16 protein-coding genes are annotated in these 21,403 nt (G+C 40.0%); 7 read left to right on the forward strand and 9 right to left on the reverse strand.

What is annotated here, in order from left to right:
• Positions 1–80: 80 nt before the first annotated feature.
• The 4 genes from I2H39_RS23845 to I2H39_RS23860 all read right to left on the reverse strand — a co-directional run bounded on the left by I2H39_RS23845 (position 81) and on the right by I2H39_RS23860 (position 2,379).
• On the reverse strand, positions 81–1,241 hold the full coding sequence (locus I2H39_RS23845) for a hypothetical protein (RefSeq protein WP_227147412.1): 1,161 nt from the start codon (positions 1,239–1,241) through the stop codon (positions 81–83).
• The gene (locus tag I2H39_RS23850; RefSeq protein ID WP_195627681.1) at positions 1,169–1,711 is read right to left on the reverse strand and encodes a DUF4231 domain-containing protein; all 543 of its coding nucleotides are present in this window, start codon (positions 1,709–1,711) and stop codon (positions 1,169–1,171) included. The genes I2H39_RS23845 and I2H39_RS23850 overlap by 73 nt, the downstream gene beginning before the upstream one ends.
• A 234-nt stretch (positions 1,712–1,945) precedes the next feature.
• Positions 1,946–2,191, reverse strand: a complete 246-nt coding sequence (locus I2H39_RS23855) for a spore coat protein (protein WP_138309848.1) — start codon at positions 2,189–2,191, stop codon at positions 1,946–1,948.
• A 14-nt stretch (positions 2,192–2,205) separates the two neighbouring features.
• The gene (locus I2H39_RS23860) at positions 2,206–2,379 is read right to left on the reverse strand and encodes a hypothetical protein (RefSeq protein WP_171042667.1); all 174 of its coding nucleotides are present in this window, start codon (positions 2,377–2,379) and stop codon (positions 2,206–2,208) included.
• 178 nt (positions 2,380–2,557) lie between these two features.
• On the opposite strand from I2H39_RS23860, the gene I2H39_RS23865 reads away from it, so the two are divergent.
• Positions 2,558–3,490, forward strand: coding sequence for a hypothetical protein (locus I2H39_RS23865; RefSeq protein ID WP_138309847.1), 933 nt, complete (start codon positions 2,558–2,560; stop codon positions 3,488–3,490).
• Positions 3,491–3,591: 101 nt separating this feature from the next.
• On the opposite strand, the gene I2H39_RS23870 is transcribed toward I2H39_RS23865, so the two are convergent.
• Both I2H39_RS23870 and I2H39_RS23875 read right to left on the reverse strand, forming a co-directional pair.
• Entirely contained in the window at positions 3,592–4,386 is a 795-nt protein-coding gene (locus tag I2H39_RS23870; RefSeq protein ID WP_138309846.1) for a hypothetical protein, read from the reverse strand.
• A 26-nt stretch (positions 4,387–4,412) separates the two neighbouring features.
• Positions 4,413–6,341 carry a hypothetical protein gene (locus tag I2H39_RS23875; protein ID WP_195627682.1) on the reverse strand — a complete coding sequence of 643 codons (1,929 nt, stop codon included), beginning with the start codon at positions 6,339–6,341 and terminating at the stop codon, positions 4,413–4,415.
• A 239-nt stretch (positions 6,342–6,580) separates the two neighbouring features.
• On the opposite strand from I2H39_RS23875, the gene I2H39_RS23880 reads away from it, so the two are divergent.
• On the forward strand, positions 6,581–8,794 hold the full coding sequence (locus I2H39_RS23880; protein WP_207746949.1) for a hypothetical protein: 2,214 nt from the start codon (positions 6,581–6,583) through the stop codon (positions 8,792–8,794).
• Positions 8,795–8,940: 146 nt separating this feature from the next.
• Here the strand turns inward: I2H39_RS23880 and I2H39_RS23885 are convergent, their stop codons facing one another.
• Both I2H39_RS23885 and I2H39_RS23890 read right to left on the reverse strand, forming a co-directional pair.
• Positions 8,941–10,338: a hypothetical protein gene (locus I2H39_RS23885; protein ID WP_195627684.1), complete on the reverse strand. Its 1,398-nt coding sequence runs from the start codon at positions 10,336–10,338 to the stop codon at positions 8,941–8,943.
• Between the two features lie 17 nt (positions 10,339–10,355).
• The gene (locus tag I2H39_RS23890; RefSeq protein ID WP_195627685.1) at positions 10,356–11,774 is read right to left on the reverse strand and encodes a sugar transferase; all 1,419 of its coding nucleotides are present in this window, start codon (positions 11,772–11,774) and stop codon (positions 10,356–10,358) included.
• A 304-nt stretch (positions 11,775–12,078) separates the two neighbouring features.
• Here I2H39_RS23890 and I2H39_RS23895 point away from each other — a divergent pair, with 304 nt between their 5' ends.
• Both I2H39_RS23895 and I2H39_RS23900 read left to right on the forward strand, forming a co-directional pair.
• The gene (locus I2H39_RS23895) at positions 12,079–13,371 is read left to right on the forward strand and encodes a hypothetical protein (RefSeq protein WP_138309841.1); all 1,293 of its coding nucleotides are present in this window, start codon (positions 12,079–12,081) and stop codon (positions 13,369–13,371) included.
• Positions 13,372–13,397: 26 nt separating this feature from the next.
• Positions 13,398–14,630: a hypothetical protein gene (locus tag I2H39_RS23900; RefSeq protein WP_195627686.1), complete on the forward strand. Its 1,233-nt coding sequence runs from the start codon at positions 13,398–13,400 to the stop codon at positions 14,628–14,630.
• A gap of 140 nt (positions 14,631–14,770) precedes the next feature.
• On the opposite strand, the gene I2H39_RS23905 is transcribed toward I2H39_RS23900, so the two are convergent.
• On the reverse strand, positions 14,771–17,284 hold the full coding sequence (locus tag I2H39_RS23905) for a YfhO family protein (protein ID WP_138309839.1): 2,514 nt from the start codon (positions 17,282–17,284) through the stop codon (positions 14,771–14,773).
• A 149-nt stretch (positions 17,285–17,433) separates the two neighbouring features.
• Here I2H39_RS23905 and I2H39_RS23910 point away from each other — a divergent pair, with 149 nt between their 5' ends.
• From I2H39_RS23910 to I2H39_RS23920, 3 genes are all read left to right on the forward strand, one after another.
• Positions 17,434–18,372 carry a tyrosine-type recombinase/integrase gene (locus I2H39_RS23910; protein ID WP_138309838.1) on the forward strand — a complete coding sequence of 313 codons (939 nt, stop codon included), beginning with the start codon at positions 17,434–17,436 and terminating at the stop codon, positions 18,370–18,372.
• Between the two features lie 763 nt (positions 18,373–19,135).
• Positions 19,136–20,143 (forward strand): kinase, encoded by a 1,008-nt coding sequence (locus tag I2H39_RS23915; protein ID WP_138309837.1) that lies wholly within the window; start codon positions 19,136–19,138, stop codon positions 20,141–20,143.
• A gap of 515 nt (positions 20,144–20,658) precedes the next feature.
• A complete protein-coding gene (locus I2H39_RS23920) occupies positions 20,659–21,399 on the forward strand; it encodes a WecB/TagA/CpsF family glycosyltransferase (protein WP_138309836.1) in 741 nt (246 codons plus the stop codon).
• The last annotated feature ends 4 nt before the right edge of the window (positions 21,400–21,403 follow it).

Consider the following 21,403-nt stretch of genomic DNA (forward strand, 5'->3'; position numbering starts at 1 on the left):
ACTGTACCTCTGCGCCATGACGGCATCCTTTGAACGGTTACTGGCATAACTGGTGTATCCCGCCTCCGGATTTCAGACATTCAAGGCATAGTTCCAACAATCCGCACCATTCTTCCCGGCAAATAAAACGGAGTTCTGGATGCAATGACCAGCTCCACCTCATCCATGGTTTTCTGCAGCTTGCGCGCCCATCTTTCCAGTTCTTCCCATGTCTCCCTGTTCCCGCCCTCTGCATACAATATACATTCCTTCTCCGTCAGCTCCATCTCCTTTACCGTGTCATGGGTCCTCCATACCAGTCGGCTGTAAGCATCGGAAATCAGCTGTTCCTCCCCTCCAAGGGTACTGTTTCTGTCACGGCACAGGTCCATCTCATCTGCCAGGCGTATGATTCCCGCGATATAGGGAAGGCAAATAGACTCTGCCCCGGTCTGAAATACAGCGGGAAAGGCATTTTCATCCCATAAATCCGCTTTCCTATGACCTCTCACTGCCTGCATCACAGGAAACACATACTCCTTCCTGATTTCAAAAATCCCGCTGTATTTTTCCACCAGCAGGGCGCCCAACTCCTGATGGTATTCCCGAATCAGTTCCCCTTCACTGCCCTTGACGGGATATCGTTCCCCGCACAGGGCGGGGGCCAGCTTCTCAAAATCAGCCTTTGAAATACCCATCCCCAAATCATGGAACAGGATTCCCGTCAGAAGCACATACAGTTCACCTCCATTCATCTGCTGCAGGCAATTCCCCACAAGCTGCCCGGCCAGATTCATGATATTAAGGCAATGAAGGCTGCTGTGGTCCGTGTATTGGGGAAATACAGTCTTGTACCGGTCCAGCATCATACAGGCTCCTGCGGAAGCTTCCAGATAATTTCTGTGAAGGCCGGGTGAGCATTGCCGCAGGCGTCTGTGCAGTGCGAAATCATTCTGCGAATTGGTATGGCTTATATTCTGTTCTCTGTGGTTCATATGTATATCCATATGTATATCCCTCCATCTGTTCATCCTAAATCCACATTCTGTAATCCCGGCAGACAGTTCTGCCAGTAGTTCCGCCAGCAGTTCTGCCAACAGTTCCGCCAGCAGTTCTGCCAACGGTTCCGCCAACAGTTCCGCCAGCAGTTCTGCCAACGGTTCCGCCAACAGTTCCGCCAACATCCCTGTCACACATTGGGCTTTCGCTTTCCACTCTGTTCCTGTCTGTATGCCGGATGGCTGCTCTCCTCCTTCTGCCACATCTGATTCTCCTTAAGGGACAAATCTTCCAGTACGCTTAAAAACAGCCGGTCGCTCTGTTTCCTGTCCCTATAGCCTCCCACACCCAGCATGTAAAAAGAAGTCTCGCTTTTTAACCGCTCTGCATTAGCCCGGTACCGGATCATATTTTCATGCCACCCGAAAATACCGGACAGGCCTCCGACGATTCCCGACAAACCGGATAATGCCGTAATACACAGCTGCCGCATTCCATCAGAAAGCATATCTCCCGGGATGGAATTCAGAAGAAGTATAAGGGTAGGCATAACAATTCCCATACAGGCAGCCATATAATAAAAACACTGGCACCGGTTCGCCATAACCATGTACCACTCCAGTCTGTTGACCAGGCGTTCCTTGATATACGGGTCTTTGACATGCTCCTCAATACTTTTTAGGAAATCCCTGTCATTACCCATGTTGTAGGTGTCCATTCCTGATAATCTCATCTCAATCTATAGACCTCCTTTGGATTATACTCATACTGCCATGATACACCAGGTCCCTGCAGTACCGTATATAAGCGGCATGGATGGGCCAGCGGGCGGCACAATTGGATTGGATAACCAGGTGCGGTCATCATAGCGCAGGGCCGGCGCACAAAAAGAACGTCAGGCCACGGACCATTCCATGACTTGACGTCCTTTCATCCAATCAGGTTCCCAAAACCCAATCAGGTTGGATTACATACCTGCAAACTGATTCTTTACTTTCATGATTTTCTGCTGTTCCGCCTGCTCTGTCTGGTACCAGCCCTTGGCGGACATCTGCTTATAGATGTCATCCTGCATACACAGGCTGTCATTCAGCGCCTGGTTAAAGGTCTGGTGCACGTTGGCAGTGGAAGACTCGATGGTTCCGTGAACATACAGGTCGCATACGCCCTTCTCGGTCAGGAGAAGGTTCTCCATAATACACTTGTCATCCATTCTCTGCTTCCTCCTTATACGAGATTATAAAAACTGTCAAAAATCTGCTGATGCTTCTGTTCCATCTGCTGGGCCTGATTCTTAAGAACAGGGTCCTGCAGATTCTGGATGGCTTCCTGGCACTGCGTCATTAAAAACTGCTCATGGCCTAGTGCATCCTCAATATAATTTAATTCCTTCGGACTCATAATATATCACCTCCGGGATTAGTATGCCGCCCATCTTTTCAGGATATGCACGAATCCGCATCTCACTTAATATTATTATCAAATAAAACTTGTAATTCCACCCTAAAATACAGTACAATAGTAATAGTAACACGTATACCGGCAGTTAATTTTCCGGAACCACAAGGAGGGATACACAATGGCAAAAAAATCACTCATTATTGCAGCCTTGGCAGCATTCCTTTCCATAGGTACCCTTTTCTCAGCCTATGGGCAGGACAAAGCAATCACATCCATACCTTTGACATTTTCCTGGGACTCAGCCCCAAAGGGCGGCGAACTGGTAGGCAATGTATATGCAGTATCCAGCAACAGTGAATTCAAGGTAGAAGGAGCTGTGTACGACAAAAAGGACGACCAGTGGGACTACGGCGAGAGGCCCGTGGTGGAAGTGGAACTCTCTGCCAAGGACGGATACTATTTCTCCGGCACCCAGCGCAGTATCTTTTCCCTGACCGGCTGCGGCGCCCAGTTTAAAACCGCGGAAAAGGACGGGGACGGAAGCGCCTTAATCCTTCAGGTCTATCTGCCTGCCATAGACGGCAATCTGCCTGTTACCACATCCATCAGCTGGAACCAGACCACCGCTGTTTGGGATAAGGTAAACGGAGCCAAAAACTACGAAGCGCGCCTGTACCGGGATAAAATACTGGTGACCACCCAGAAGACTGCTGAGTCCACCTATGATTTCAGCTCTTATATTAATGTGGAGGGAAATTATACCTTTACCGTAAGGGCATTAGGCACCTACAGCTCCCAGGCCGGTCCATGGAGCGGCAGCTCCGAGCCCCTGACCATCCGAACCGAGGACGCCTGGTTCATTGCCAACGGAAAATGGGATAAAACATCCTCCGGTTGGCGCTATGTATATCCGAACAATGTTTATCCGGTGAACAGCTGGCGCTGCATCAGCGACAACTGGTATTACTTTGGACATAACGGATATATGGAATCTGACTGTTATGTAAAATCATCTGACCAGGATTTGTATTACTGGCTGGGAAGTGACGGAATCTGGAATACTGAGAAGGACACGGCTGCGCCGGGGACCGGCAGCAGAATCATATCATAATCCATGCAGAGAGCCTCACCGGTTAATTGACATCATTACCGGCGAGGCTCCTTTTTCAATTTACTTATCCTATTTCACTTTACTCATCCTATTTCACTTAATTAAATAGCACTTTCATATAAAGCTGCAAAGGACATCCGGTCACATGCATGCTCCACATAATCCAGCAGCCAGGTGGAAAGCTCTGTACACAGCAGGTATTGGTTGTTGTCATCCAATTGGGCGATTCCTATATCCAGCAGGCTATACAGCTGGGTCTGGAATCCATAGTCCTTTACAATACTCTGTGACAGTACAATCCTGATTTCCCCATTGTCAGTCCTTACCGTATCAGCCTCCTCCAATAAATCCAAAATATCCTTCAGGTTCCTTCCCTCTCCCATCATGGTGCGGAAATTAGATAAGTCACTGGGAATATTGGACTTCTTTTCCAGTACATTCTGGAAATTAATATCAAGATAGATATATTCACACAGGTCATCTAAAAAAGCAAGATTCTTTCGTATCAGCTGAGCCATAATCTGAATACAGTTATAGCGCCGCACTTCCTTTTGCGACAGGCGGTGAAAAATACCCTTGTGCTCATCGGAACGGTAACACAGAATCTCACTCTGGTTAATCATTGTCCTGAATGCGTCGGACTTGACATTCTGCAGCAGCTTTCCATCCCGCCCCGGCCGGTCGTACATCTGATAGTAGGGGTCAATATAGATGTAACCGGAATCCCGGACAGCCTTTTTCTCATTTAAAAGTCTGGAGACAATATCGCTGAATCCGGATTTGCGTATATCTGTCTCAGCTGCCCGCAGGGAATAATCACTGCCGCCTACACTTTTTGCGGCAATCTCCTGCTGCGCTATCCATTTTCCAAACTTCTCTTTTCGATTGTTAAACATACTGCCTCCTCCTTTCGCAGGAATCATCACGCCCTCTTAGACGGTTTACTGAATAAATGTTCCAATACAATCCGCTTTTTCTCAGGCTCCGCACTCATGATATTCTTAAAAAATTCCAGCTGTCTGGGACTGATAAAGCCCACAAATAAAATAAGGTTGTCTACCATGACCGCAATAAGGGCTGATAATATACCCGGTACCTTTTTCTTCCAAAATGAGGTCAGGTTCTGCTCAAAAATATGCTTATCCATATTTGTATCCGCGTAGTCCTGCTCCAGAGCTGCCAGATACTCTTCGGCATTAACCGGAGAGACTTTTATCTCCTGTCCGTCTGCCGTAAAACCATAGCTTCTTTTCGGCACTGAATTGATAATCATATAACCATTCTCAAACAGGGTATTCCTCAATTCCCCATACCGTGACTCTATCTCCTCCGCCCGTTCATTCAGATGCAGTTTTGTAATTGCATCCATACCTGCAAGATACTGGAATTGAAACCATTTATATTCGCCCAGAACAGCTGCCCCGCTTAACAAAGATACTTCAGGGTAAGCCAATTGTATGTTTCTGCAGGATTCCTGAAATCCGTCCCGGTCTGATTCACTCCATGCATCCTTCTGCAATAAAGCGGATGCCGATGCAATATCCCGGAGCAGACTGTCATCATCCCCGTCTCCCGCATCACCGTTTACAGCGCCCTCATACTCCGCCAGAAGCGCAGGCTGGCTGGCAAACAGATTTCCGGCTAACAGCGTCTTCTGCTCCGCAATGATATCCTCCTGTTTCCTGACATCCTCATCATGTTTGGTTTCCAAATCATTGATAAGTTTCTGTGTATAAAAGCCAACGGTATTATTGGTATTTCCTAAAATGCTGTTCTTATCACTACTCAGCTGCTGGTCCAATTCCTGTATTTTATCAGTGGCCTTGTCAATGGCACTCATCCCTTCAGAATATTCCTGATAACTCTGGCCGTACTGGCTGATATAGGACTCCCTCTTTGTCCTGGCCGTCTGCCCGGATGTTTCCAGCTGGTCTTTAGCCTGCGACAGCTGTTCCTGGACATCCGCCGACAATTTCTGGTAGAAATCCGAATCCATGTCCTGATACAGCAGCGAGACAGAACGCACCACTGACTGCTTTGCCTCCGTAAATGTGTCCATCCTTCTGATATTCTGCGGATACAACGTAGTAAAAAATGCCTGGAAGGAAAAAAAGGATGACACTGCCAAGGTTCCGAAATAAATGGTAAATAACATCCGCGCTGTTTTTTTATCCTTCATCCTGTAATGGCTGACAGAACTGATGAAAGAGAAGAAGATGTAAATAACAAGGACCAGGCTGAAATAAACAACCACATAATTAAAAATCTTCCGGTCATAGTAATGGTGCATGGGGAGCCGGTTGACAATGTAGCCTCCGCTTACCAGCACAAGCAGTGCAATTCCGGCCACAGAAACATGGAGCATGCTGTTATTGCCCGGATATCCTGACTGGCTGTCCCAGTCCATCTCCAAACCAATCCGCAGGCTTGTCCTTAACAGCAAAGTCTGTATCCCGATTGTCAGCAGTCCTGCGATGAGCTTGTTATTAATGCAATAGCACCACCCTAAATATGTAGTATAAAAAGAGGCGATGGACAAAGCACTGCTGGCCAATACACACACTTTCTGTTCAGATGTATGTTTCCCCGTCAAAACATCCAGCAAAAGGACCATATAAAGCTCCACAGCCTGCAGGAGCTTAAATGTAAGCTGAAAGCCTGCAAGAATCAATGAGCAAACCTGCTGGATAATAAAACTGATTGCCTGCTCCAGCAACGGTACCATTCCCGTTGTCCTGAAAATGATGGTAATAATCCATACCACCGCCAGAGCGGCTCCTGCCAACCCCAACAACTCCTTCCAGGTAAACAGGTTTGAAGCCTGTGTCACAAGCGACTGCAAGAATAACATAAATAAGCCCCCCTTCTTCACGTTTTCCCATTTCAAAACCAGATTTATATGCTATAATCATATTATACGCGGTGAAACATGCTTTTGGAAAGTTCAAGATAGGCCGCTGAACACCAAGTTTGTCAAACCTAATATTTGTATAAGTATATGATTCCATGGGGGGATTACATATGACTAATAGCAAAACACTAACCGCAAAACAGGAAAACCTGGAAGTAATGCAGGTTCTAATTAATTCCATGTACGAAGCAGGAATCACATATGTGCAGATAGCCAATCTGGCTGAATGTGCCAAAAACAGTGTGACGAACTGGAAGAAAAGTATATCCTCTCCGGCTCTCCACTATTTTCAGAAGATAGAAAAAAACATTATGCCCCTGCTGGCCGCCAACAAAGAGGACCTGGATGTCAAAATCATGGCAAATATACGCTCGAAAGGCAAGGACGTCAAGACGGTCCAGTTCATATTGGAACGCTTGTCTCCGGAAGCCGGTATCTGCCGTTTTCTCCAGTACTATGTTTTCAATTATCAGAATGACCGGAAATTAGATTTGCTGGAAGAACTCATTACCAATCCCGAATATTTAGAGTATATACGAAAAGTATTGCTTAAAAAACTGCAAATTAAGGGTAAAGGGTACAAATTTTTTGATGCGGATTTTTGGGCCTTTAGCCGCGGCTCTGATATTGACACAGAGCCCATACTAAAAGACGGCAATTGGCTGATGCTGAGATTTGCTGACTCTGAAAGTTCCTACGGCTACCGCACCCTGCTGCATATCAAATATTCCTATTCCAAAGAAGAACTGCTGCAGCTCTCCCTGTTCATGCGGGATAACCCGGACAAGGTAAACATGATGGTCCTGATAACTGCCGACAGGGTTTCCCAGAAAGAATTACATTATTGTATCCAGGACAATATTTATGTGGAAAAGCTAAAGGTAAAAGACGTGGCAGAAGAATCCGCCAGTGAGAATTTCATATACGAGGAAGGACCGGATGCCGAAAAACTGCTGCCCATCAACCGCTTCTGCGATACCATCTGGAACCGCATCAGCAAATACTTCAGCGTTATCTATAAAAACATTATATTCAGCCATCTGGATGAAAAGCTGAAGGAAGGCAAGCGTGCCGAAAGAGGAATCCTGTGGGAGGACCATTTTGCCAACCGTCATGAAATCAATTTCGAATGCGAGCGGATAAAAGAAATCCTATCCCGTGAAAACAGCTCCGGCGTTTCCCCCTGCAGCCGTGATAAAGTAGCCGTATCCATTGGGTTTGTCAGCTTTCCTGTGCTGTTAATGCTGCGGGAGCATTTCCAGAAAATCATCTGCCTGGATAATGCCATGGACTGTATCAATGAGTATAAAAGAAAATTCGGAGGACGGGTAGATTTTTCCATATTCACCTCATCCATTGCAGACTATATAACCAACCGCTGCTCCCTGTATCATAGTGTGGACCTGGTGGTAATCGGTACCGGCTATGCCAGCTTTCTGAGATATCCCTCTGTTTACTACCAGTATATCAATACCTGGCTTAAAAATGACGGAATCGTTTATATATCGTACTATAATTCGGAATTCATATATGACTATATAGACTGGATAACCCTGAATCAGAATATGGATTTCCTTCCAGTTGCCGACACAAAGACAGCCAAGGTCAACATAAATAAAGCAGGAAAATATTATATATACTGTGAAACCAACAATTATAAGGACGCCAAAAGCTTTGTAGGCAGATACTTTAAACTACAAAACATATACTCCTATCCAGTTGCATCCGTATTATTTGAACAGGGAAAACACTTTCTGCAAAACATCCTGAAAGAGCTGGACAAAGAATATGCCAGAAAAGGCGTATCACTGGACAACATGACCTTCAGCAACTGCCGCGGATGTTTCCTGGATATTGTGGCTCAGAAGAAAACCAAGCCCCTGGTCTGCAGCAGCGGCATGGAACAACACCTTATCCATCACGCCTATGCAAGGACCTGGGACAACCGCTATGAACAGCTGAAAAAGGAGGGTCTGCGTGAGGATGGCCATAACTACGTAAAAGTCCTCATCTGCCAGGACAGAAACACATCCGGCAGCATGACCCTGCCAGGGATAAAATGTTACTACGCCATCGCCCTTCCCTATAATAAACAGATTGAAGAGACCACTGATAATGAAGTGGTGGTATTCAGCAAAAAGCTGAAGCTTTTAAACATACAGCAGCTAAACGAACTGGGCTTTGAAATCGGGAACATTACGCCCTTCTTTACCTTTAAGAATGAGAATGTAAAATGGATAAAAATCTGCGACCACTCCCTGCTGAGCAGTTCCTATCCTTATATTTTTACAGGAAGCGGCCGGTGCGATGCATCGATAAAAATGTCCAAGAGAGAGTTCCAGGGTTATTTGGAACAGTATTCTTATGATTATAGTCAGGTGCTTGGGGGGTGAAAAGGAAGAGGACTCAACGGTTTGGGGTTGAGTCCTCTTTCATTAATTATGGTTTTGCCTCTTATATTTACCATTTATCTTAATCATTTATCAGCGATAGAACCTCTAAAACTCCTTGTCAGCTTACAACCAACAAGTCATCTCCCTTAGCTTACCACAACACCTATCACTTCGCATCCAATATTCGAAGCTAATTCCAACTCCTGGGCAATCAGTGAATATTTTGATGTATTCCTTTCTTCTACCAAAATAATTCCTTCACATTCAGCAATGGCCTTTCTCACAGATGCATTAGAAATCATATCACGCGCTGTTTCTACGCACAATTCCGGTAAGTCCTTATGAATCTGTTGGCACACTTTATCCATAGTATCCTGTGATGCAAATCCTGTAATGAACAGCCGAGTCTTTCCCGATGCATAGTTACCTATATTCGTAGTAATCATTTCCAGCACTGCATCATCCGGCCACACCTTATCATCTCCTGCCATTCTGCGGAGCCAGCTGTCTATAAATCCTAACATCCTTTTGCGTGGTGCTTGATAGAAAGCCCCCAAACTTTTTAATCCAAATCTGTTTCTTATTTCTTTATCAGAGGTTACTTTATCATTTAATATATACTGTACACTCACTGCAAATACAGCCATAAACCCTCCAGCGAAAAAACCAATTATAGCGTACTTGACACTACTCTTTATAGAATGTTCCGCTGACGTTGATACAACAGGTTCCTTCAGACTATTTAGACTTTTCTGGGATTCCTCCAGCTCTTTTTTCAATGTCCCCGCATTACTCCGCACTTTCTGCTGCCAGTCCAGAAGATCTGTATCTACCGTTTCGCTCACCGGCATCTTCTGTATATCTAACTCATGTTCTCCCAGCTTTGTTTTATATAAGGCATGAAGTGTCTCCAATTCATTTAAAACTTCTTCTAAAATTTTTTCTGTTGCCTGAGAATCAGTTCCTTTTACCTTTATATGCAATAATTTTATCTCCTGATGGTTTTCATATAAAGGCGATACCATCATCGATACATGTGACAAATCTGAATTCATACTTTCTTCTGTAATGCTCAGAAGTTCCCTCAGGTGTCGGCTTTCATATCCATTCTCATCTGCCAGCTTATCTAAATAGTCTCCTCCAAGCAGAAAAGACTTATAAAGTGCAAGCAGACTATCCATACTGCTTTCTGTAGAATCCTTGCTCTTAACCACCACATCTGCTGCAGATATAACTTCATTATATGGGTTAATCTGCATAAGCGGGGCATTCGCTATATAGTAATTCTGCTCATCTATACTCGCTTTAAGATTTCGAACCGTTTTCTCAACTGCTGCCCTTTCTTCCATAAATCGTGTGAATTCTTCCTCATAACCTTCAGCTGTCTCTGTTGCAATCTTGTCTCCTGTGACTTTTAGCGCTTTATATCCACCTATCAGTATCATGCCTGCAACAGCAGCAAACAACAATATCCTCCACCTGTACAGAACAGAAAAAAGTAAGTCCTTTAAATTAATTTCTTGTTCATAGTTATCTGTATACATCTCTTCTCTCCTATCACTTATCTTGATCCTTTTCCCGTTAAAACAACACCAATTGTCAAAAGCAAGATTTTGATATCCTTCAAGATACTCCAGTCATCAATATACTGCATATCCAGCTGAACTACTTCATCAAAATCCTTTATATCACTTCTTCCACTAATCTGCCATAATCCAGTCAGACCCGGAGTCATACTCAGTCTGCACTTATGCTTTGCCTCATAGCGCTCAAACTCATCCACTGTGGGCGGCCTTGTCCCAACCAAACTCATATCCCCTTTTAAAACATTCCAGAACTGTGGTAATTCATCAATACTTGTCTTTCTTATAAACCTTCCTACTTTTGTAATCCTTGGGTCATTCTCCATCTTAAACATCAAGCCCTGGACCTCATTTTGCTCCATAAGCTCCTTTTTTCTCTGTTCTGCATCCTGATACATAGACCTGAATTTGTAAAAGGTAAATCTACGACCGTTTTTTCCAATTCTCGTCTGACCAAAAAAGACCGGTCCTGGTGACTCCAGTTTTATGGCTGGGGCTACAATAATAGTAACAATCCCAAGTATAATCATCCCAACCAGACTTCCAACTATATCCAACAGACGTTTCATTACCAGGCCTCTGGCAGAAATGATGTTCCTGGCAAATGTAACAACTGCATACTTTCCCACACGATTCAGTACCTTATTGCCCCGGTTCAGCAAATCAAACGCATCAATATTTACATCCACAATAATTCCCATTTGTTCCATATCTGAAACCCAGTCTTTTAATACAGAAATAGGCAGCATCTCTGTATGTGTTATAAATACCTCATCTATATCATTGTGTATAACATAATTTAACAATGAATTCCGGGAAGCCACAATGGGATATCCCATAAATAATTCTTCATCCACCTCTTTATCAAGAAATACAATCCCTTTCAAAATACGATTCCATTCCTTATACTCAATTAGGTTACCAATGACATCTGCTGCCCTCCGCGAATCTGTAACCAGGAGCATGCGGCTACTATATCTGCCATGTTTATAAATCTGCACCATATACTGTTTAAAACCTATACGCACCCCATAAGTAAGGATTAGGTTAATAACAATAAAATAGCCAAATACAAGCCTTGACAAGTCTTCTGTTCTATGAAGGATAAACAGAAGCACCACCCAGCAGATTGCAAAAACCACTTCCATCTGAACAACACTTACTAATTCTTCAAAAGGACCTCTTCTAAAAAAATGGTGATTAAAATCCACAAACACATTAATCATTATATAGATAAAAATCATAAAAGCAATTTGCCAAATTTGGTCCCAGTGACTTATAGCCCCATAAAACCGTTCAAAACGAATCCAGAATGCCGCCGCGCAGCTGCATAGTATGCAAACAATATCCAACGTCCATATCAGCATCGTTTCAATGCTTTTTCTTTTCTGGTACATTATCCTTCGCTCCCCATGTACGTCCTATTACAATCTATTCACCTTTATGATTTGCTGTCAACGTGAACATTATAGCATATTCAATGCAAAAAGGCCTTACTATTCGCTTAATTTTAGGTTTTTTCTCTGCTAAAAAAGCGGAAAAATGTAAAAACTATATATGGCGCAAAATTTACGGTTATAATTGCTGTACTCAAGAATACTAAAAATTATGGAAAAAATCAAGTAAATCAGCCTAAACTATGATATAATAGCGCCTAGAATCGATAGTACAATAAAATATAAAAGGAGCAAAGGCCGCATTATGAAATCAGTTTATTTTAGTAACTTAATAGAGGACTTATACAAAAAGAGAATAATCATTGGTATTTTTGTTTTGGCTTGCACTATGCTCTTTGCAATCCTAGGATATAGAAAAGCCGTTCCTAAATTAAGTCTCAATAAACAGCAACTAGACGAGGTAGACAAGTATAACGAGCGTTTGGCTGAATATGATTCAATGATTGCAGATATAGAAGACAGTCTTTCCCTAACCAACCAGCAGATTGATTCGCTGCAGACATATATAGATAATTCAATCTATATGAAAATTGATTCTCAAAACATCCAGACAGCCTCTGTACAATATGGCATTCAGTCAGATGGAGAGATAGATAATATACTAAGCGCTTTAACTCTATATGTGAATGAGGGTGGATTAAAAGAAGCATTATCCGAAGAATTTACCAATTTAAATACAGAATATTGGAAAGAAATTATATCCTGTTCTACAAACGGCAATGTCTTAAACATATCATTAATTCATTATAACGCCGATGACGCAAAAAGGATTCTTGATATCATAAAAACAAGGCTGCAAAATCAGGTTGCCACGATTGCTTCTGTTCAAGGTACTTTTTCCCTGTCCGAAATAGACAGTTCATACTATATCAAATCAGATATTAGTGTAGCCAATACACAGAACAGCACCCGAAACAATCTGAAAAATTATATAACAAACCGCTCGGACTTAAATAACAAATTAATTTCCCAGAAGAATGCAAAAAGCGCCTATATAGAAAAGAGCAAGCCTCAATCCCTTCCCGATACCTCGGTAAATAAAGCTGCCAATATAATAAAATATGCAATATCCGGATTTCTCTTTGGTATCATCCTTCCATGCATATGCTTTATGCTTCAGTATATACTGGGAAACCGCATACGGTCTGCAAAAGATATAGAAAACTATAACGTTCCTGTTTTGAACATTGGCTTGATGCCGGATACCTATATCCATTCTCTTGATAGAAGCCTGATTGATATAAAACTGCTTCTTCAGCAACATCAATTATCTTCTCTTTTCTTAAACGCACTCTCTGAGCAGCCAAGAGTTCGAGAAGCAGTTAATGATTATAAGACACTAACTGAGCAGGCAGGCATTCCCACCGTGGAAGGTTATAATACATTTGAGGATGCTGACGAACTGCAACAAATGATATCTATAAAGAATTGTATCCTATTTATCAAGGTTGGAAAAGATACGTATCCACAGTTAGAACAGCAACTCAACCTATGCCGTAGTTTCAAAATAGATATATTAGGATGTATTATCGTTTAATAATGCATTCTATTTGGAGATTAATTATGCAGACAATTAAAAACAATTATCGAAACTATATCCATGACTTTCATATGGGGGAAATTCTGTTTTTTACTGGTTATATTCTATATCTTGGAAGGGGTGTCTGGGCAACTACCACATTTCCCCTTCCAGGCATCATCAGCAAATTGTGCCTTTTGCTTCCAATTATTTTTATAGGTCTGAAAGTTATACTGTATGACGGTTATACTATCAAGCCCCTTTTATTTATATTCATAATGATATTATGTTCTGTGTGTGTACTTTACTATACTGGATACCTTAATATCGTTTTCTGGATTCTTCCTATCATAGGAAGCAGGCACATTTCTTTTAAAAAAATTTTAAAAGTTTATTTGCTTATAGTGGGTGCAGTTGTATTCCTGGCTTTTGCATCATCCCTTTTAGGTATTATTGATAACTACAAATACATTGCTGAAGATCGCGGAATACGGCAGTCCTTTGGCATTGTCTATACAACCGATTTTGCCTCCCACATTTTCTTTTTGATAGTAACTGCGTACTACCTGGGGGCTGAACATCTGAATTATCATCACCATATAGTGACTATTATAACCGCCTATTTAATCTATCGTTTTTGTAATGCCCGTTTAGACTCTATATCCATACTACTTACAGTCCTGTTATTTGTAAACGGACCGTTTATAATTCATTCACAACATATACCCAGAAATTTCAAACAATCCTGGATATATTTTTGGAAAACAATAAGCCCGGTTTTTATGCCGATTCTGGCAGCAGCCTCATTTGTACTTACTATATTATACACAGAAAGTATCTCTGTACTAGCAGTAATCAACCAATTGCTTTCCAACCGATTAAGGATTGGACGGTCTGGCATAGTAACTTATGGAATTCGCCCATTTGGCCAGACAATTGATATGATTGGAGCCGGAGGCGGGCTTACCTGGCCACAAGAATACAATTTCGTAGACTGCTCTTATATCCATATCCTTTTGAGATATGGCATTATAACCGTATTTATAGTTCTAATCACATATGTTCTCTGTTGTATCAAAAACAGGCATGACCTTTACTTTTTATATGCAGTGGCCTTAATCGCCTTAAACTGTGTTGTTGCACATCATCTGCTTGAACTTGAGTACAACCCTTTTGCCCTAGCTCTTTTTAGTAGTTGCGCCCGATTGTCTCCTAAACCCTTGGAATGTTGCGGCAGCTATAGTTCGTCCAAGGAATGGTATGGCAATTGTCAATAAGTCATAAGGTACTGTCCGAAAAAGTTTGAATACACATCCAAAAAGTCAAGGAAAGCCTCCAAAATAGGATTCTTTCCCTGACTTCTATTTTTGTCAAGCGCTCATCTCCACATCAATTATCCTATTTTCATTGCATAGAATCATTTATTCATTAAACCTTTCCTAAAATATAGATAATACGCACCCACGCAAAGCATTGTACCAATGGATATAATAATCCCTATCTTAAAATACGGAACCTGATAGTCTATTTCGATATGATTTTTTCCGGTATTAACCGGTACAAGCATCAAAGCATTAGCTCCCTCTTCTAAATCAACCTTTTCTCCATTTACTCTGGCGCTCCATCCTTTTTCCATTGGAATTGTCAACATTGTAAAGCCAGCCTTTGGCGACACAATTTCAGCTTCAACATACCCCTCTTCTATTGTATTAATCTTCACGGAATTGGACCTTATGCTTTCTATCACCTTATAAAAAAGTTCTAAATCCAACTGATAAAATTGAGGATGAATCTGCTCTGATAATCCATGAAATTTTTCAAACCTAACTGTGTGATTTCCCGGATTCTGACCAACACTAAATACTTTATAAGTCAGCCATCCTTCATAATCGCAGCGGTACTCATTATCAATAAATACCTTCAAATTCTGAACTTCTGAATCTGCATATCCGTAAAGAATGTGCCCAGGCTCCAAATTAATTTCATATGAAATTTCGTCTGATGTATGGGATATCATACGATATGGCGCAGGTTTAAATATTTCCACCTTTTCACCCAGTATATTTGAATATATTTCATTCTGAAACTGAAAATGATTAGATTCAGATATCATCTTCTTGCTGTCCTGCGATGCCCAAAATCCCAAAGGAAGCACATAAGGATTTTCGTATATACTTTTCCCATTAATTTCGACGTCTGATTTCTGCACCAGCCCTGGATAATCATTGTCAGCAAACACATACTTGATTCCTAATAAACTGTCAGATGGCAGAATTGGTTCCTGGTATAAACTCACAGTATCATTCTTGCCATATCCCAATAATTCACTAAACAATCTAAGTTTTTCATTAAAAGCTGAACTATAATGGGAAAATCCATTATAATTAAAGCTCATATTCTCCAAAAAAAATGCTGAGCTTTTGTTCTTGTCAAATCCCCTGTTTAATGTCTGCTCTATTCTATAAAATGGAGATTCATCTGTACACTTCACTATATCTACCAATTGTCTCTGAGCTATTACATAATCCCGAAATTTTATATAGTCCCCCCAGTTATATGCTTTACATAGCGCAAACCCATTCATGCATAATTCACTCAATGTAAATATTAGTATCGCAATAAATCCCGCTTTACGTTTTATATTCTTAGGATGCAAGAGCCAGGGAGAAAACAAAGACACTATTGCCATAGAAAAAATGGTCATATAGAGCATTTGTTTTTTAAAGGGTGATATAAAGTCTAGTATTATCCACAGAGCAGTATATACTGACCAAATAAAGATTAAAATACGTCTTGATACATATGAATTTGTCTCTGCCAAACCGATTGCCGCCAAATAAATAAAAAGCCATGTCTGCAGATACGAAAAGCGATACATATCACTATATGCACAGCGAAAGCCATTCCAAATATTCTCTAATGGTTTAATAAGAAGAGACGCTGCCATAATTCCCACAAAAAGCAAAGACAATTTAAAATCGCGCCCAGACCTTTTGTACATGGAAACCAAGGAATATGTGAACCATGCCAAAACAAATGTACCGCAAAAAAGGCTAAGTGACCGACTCCCTGCATCATTCCCTATTACTAGTCCCCGAATCATATTGATTGGAGTTCCATTGATATGCAATGCAAAAATATTTCCCCCGGTAGATCCCCCTTTCCCTTGAATTAAGGCATAAACATTTGGAAAAAACAATAGTGCACTTAAAAGAACGCCAAGAATCATATCACCACAAAAATGAATGCATTCAATACAATATTCTTTCCATTCCTTTTTTCCCTGTTTGAGCAACTCATATCCAAAATAGAGAACTGCAAATAGACAGTTCATATAGGCTGTGTACCAGTTGAATAAAATCGCAGCAAAAACCGTGGCAGCAAGTGCTCCCCCTTTTTTCTGTTTAACCAGCCTCCACACTCCATACATCATGAGCGGCAGCATATAAACCCCATCCATCCACATTATATTTTCCACCTGCAACACACAATAGTACGAGGTGGCAAAACAAATGGACAGTAAAAATACTAACTCCTTTTTCAACTGAGGAAAACGTCTCCGTAAAAAAAATGTCTGGGTTAGGCCGCACATTCCCAGCTTTAATGCTGATACAACAAAGATAAATATTTGGAGATTTTCTTGTAAAAAAAGAGGCAGGAGAATATTAAATGGCGAAGACAAATAATATGCGAAAAGCGCAATTGAGCTTCCCCCCAACCCTTTTGTGAAAGTATATCCTAACCCTGCATCGCCATCCATCACATGCTTTAAGTAAGAAAACAATTCTACATACTGATATCCTAAATCGTCCTTCATATTACTAATTGGCCCAAATGGATATATATGACCAAACCACCATATTAAGCTGAATACAAGTACTGGCACTCCAAACGACAGCAAATATAGAGACACTCTTTTTATTTTTCTCATAATATTTTATTTGATTACTCCTATAAATTTAATATTGAACTTATAACTAACGTAAATATTATATCATAGACCGCGAAAAAACTCTTTCCTATTTCTTTAATTCACTACTTTTTATATAATATATCTACTAAAATCAAGGAGGACTCTACATGAAATTTTATTATGAACATCAATCAAAACTTACTGAACAATTTCTTTCTACCATTTCAACGGAACGTAACCTATCCCCAAAAACAGTATGTGCATATCGCTATGATTTAACACATCTGAACAGATGGATTCAGACTCAAAAAAAGCCGGCATTCAATGCTAATACCCTCCTGGAGTACTTCTATTTCCTCCAAAATATTGTCAAATTGAAACCCCGCTCCATTTATAGGAAACATGTAGCCATCCGACAATTTTGCGATTTTCTTATTCGTGAAGAATATGCCAAAGAAATTTTCTTTCGATTTTCAACAAGGCATTTCCAGCTTCCCGTCAATCTCCCCCGCACCCTTACCAAGCAAGAAATTACATATCTTATCCAATCTACAGAGCAGGAATATATCTCTCTAACCTCCCCCTACCGCCAATTAATTTGTCTGCGAGATATGAGCATTATTGAAATGCTGTTTTGTCTTGGTCTTCGCATAAGCGAGATCTCCAATCTTTTATTAGAAGACTTTGATTCTGTCTCCAAGAGTATTCTGATTCGTGGGAAACGGAATAAGGAACGGCTTCTTTTTATTTCTGCTCCCACTGTTCAAAAAAAGCTTTTGGCTTGGCTCTCTGTTCGAGTTAATTTAAATCCATCTACTAACCATATATTTATTAACAGATATGGGAGGCAGCTATCCATATATGGTATTGAAAATATTTTCAGCAAATACAAACACATTTCCCATATCAACCCTAAAGCTACCCCTCACTATTTGCGTCATACTTTCGCATGTCATCTTCTCAATAATGGAGCTAATCTAAGAGATGTACAGGAATTGCTTGGACATGCCAGCATTGCCACCACACAGATATATACAGAAGTAAGTATAGAGCGGAAAAAGGAGGTTTTAATAAAGTATAATGAAAGAAACTTTTTAATGAATTAATATAAGCCTAAAAGATGTAACGGGTTACCTAACAGCACTATTTGCTGTCAGGTAGCCCATTTTTGATGGTCAAAATAATAGCAATTATTTAAAGTTTGCTTTTGCAAAAAAGTCACTGTCCATTATTGAATGAACAACAGTTGAGTAAAAACGTAAATAATTGATAATCATTAAGGAAAATATAGCTAGCTTTGTAACCTGAATTATTTTTATGAATTCATAAGTTACATTCATAAGAATAAAATGCAATCCCCATGAGTTTCTTATGGATATACGAGGTTTCCCAGTTCAAAAAGTTACCGTACAAATACACAAAAGGAATTAATTTGTCAAATAATTTATATGGTGTAGAAGACGATGAATGTCATCCATTTTATCTAGTATCATTTCACCATTCATTAAAACAATGCCAGAAATAAGCAGGTTTTAACGGTGATTTACGTTTGAGTTAAGGCTTATGGAGGGGATAGCATAAGTAAGTAGTATTAGCTAAAATAGATGCTACAATAGACATTTGGTAAGTTGAACAGTCAACTACTAAGAAAAAGCTGAGTTTAGCAACCATCAAGCACTACATAAACTAAGAGTTCCCATCTCTCTTTTTAAAGCTCTGTAACATGATAAGAACACTAGATGGTAATCTACTCCAGCTGAGTAGCCTAGCTATTTGTGAAATCTAAAGTCCACAGTAACTACAACATAGATTAAGAAAAAGGAAAGGAATATGATGTTTTGTGCTTTATAAACATCATACATAATTATAATGATTATTACAAAAACACCATTTAGAATGTCATTTTTTGGCGGTGGTACAGATATGGAGGATTACTTTAAAGAAAATAACGGAGCTGTAATATCCACTACTTTTGATAAGTACTGTTATGTGAATGTTCGACACCTGCCACGTTTTTTTGATTATAAAACAGAAATAACATATTCTAAGATAGAGAAAGTAAAAAATATTGAAGATATTAACCATCCGGCTATTAGAGAAGCTATGAAAATGTTGAATATGCATGAGATAAGGCTAATTTACGAAGCAGATTTGCCGGCTCGTTCAGGGTTAGGAACAAGTTCTTCTTTTTCAGTTGGAATGCTAAATGCCTTTTATGCACTAAAAGGAAAATATGCTGATAAAAAGAAGTTAGCTAACGAGGCCATATATTTGGAAAGGGTTCTTTGCAATGAAGTTGGAGGATGGCAAGATCAAATAGCGGCGTCATTTGGTGGATTTAATAGAATTAATTTTAAGGAAAATGATTACGAAGTCCTTCCGATAATCATCTCACCTGAAAGAAAAAAGAGGTTGAACGATAATTTATTAATGTTTTTTACGGGTTTTACTAGATTTTCATCAGATGTTCAGAAAACAAATAACGTAAGTGGTACTGATGAGAAAAGAGCCAGACTAAAACATATGTATGAACTTGTAAATGAAGCAGAACAAGTTTTAGTAAGCAAAAGTAGAGATATAGATGATTTTGGACGACTTCTTGATATCACATGGCGATTAAAGAAAGGAACAGGTGCTGCAATTAGTACTGACACTATTGATGAATTATATGAAAAAGGAATTGCAGCTGGGGCTATGGGCGGAAAACTTTTAGGAGCTGGCGGCGGGGGATTCCTTGTGTTCTATGTTCAACCGGAAAAACAAAAGGCTGTAAAAGAGGCCATGAAGAATCTGATGTATATTCCATTTAAATTTGAAGATGGTGGTACAAGAGTTATTCATTATTCTCCTGAAGCATATGAAGCAATAGTAAAATAGAAGTTCATGGAAATGATACTAAAAACATATAGATTTTTTAACTGAAGGTAATAACAGCCAGTAGTTGCTCATGAATAAATCGCAAGTGAGTTAACGAGTCACTAAAAGCTCTTCTCTCCGTTCAAGTAGTATGTGCTGAAAAGTTGTAAATTACTTAAGTAAGAACCGACAATCTTACAGATAACTTAGAAATAGGTGGAATAGCAAAGCTGTTGGTGGTGTATGAAGTATTGCTTTTATTATGAATTACATAAATAATGCTAAGGGGCTAGGGGTATTGGTACAATGGTTGTATTAACTCAATAGATTAAGCGATTTTTTTGAAATAACTACTTTGGATTATAAACAATTGGTTTTACCAATTAAGATAGATGAAAGGTTGCTAAAACTACAGATTTAGCATTTTTTGTTTTAGTAACAGAGACTTATATAATACTGGAACTATATTTATCTGTATGTAACTACTTATGTTGGATGTAAGATAATCTTTTTTGAGAAAGATAAAGTAGACAAATATGAAGAAACAGCCTTTACTAAATACCTACATAAACAATATGGATATGCAAGAAACCATACATGCAATAGAAAGTATGATTGAGTGTAAAAAGAAAAGTTATATTGTAGCACTCAATGTTGATGTGGTAATGAAAATTGAACATGATACTAGACTTAAACTAATAGTAGACGAGGCAGATATAGTGATTGTTGATGGACAGCCTCTTGTTTGGATAGCAAAATGGCATAAACAGCCAGTCAAAGTAAAAGTATCGGGTTCAGATCTTGTGCCAGAATTGTGTGAGCTAGCTGCTAAGAAAGGATATACCATTTTTATTATTGGAGGAAAAGAGGGTATCGCTGAGAAAGCAAAATCGAATTTGGAAAATAAGTATTCAGAAATTAAAATTGTAGGAACCTATGCTCCGCCATTTGGATTTGAAAATGATACAAGAGAACTAGAAAAAATTAATAAAGTGATTTCTAGAGTACATCCAGATTTACTTATAGCTTGTTTTGGTTGCCCTAAGCAAGAAAAGTGGATATATGATAATTATATGAGATATGATGCAACAGTATCGGTGTGTGCAGGAGCAACTGTGGATTTTCTTGCAGAAAATGTACGAAGATCACCGAAGTGGATGAGTGAGCATGGATTGGAATGGTTTTATAGGTTTTTAAAAGAGCCTAAGCGTATGTTTAAAAGATATTTTATTGATGACATTAAAATTATCAAACTAATTATTAAGTATAAGAAATAGAGGA

This window comes from Clostridium sp. 1001283B150225_161107_B6 (genome assembly GCF_015556325.1).
Classification (GTDB): domain Bacteria; phylum Bacillota; class Clostridia; order Lachnospirales; family Lachnospiraceae; genus Enterocloster.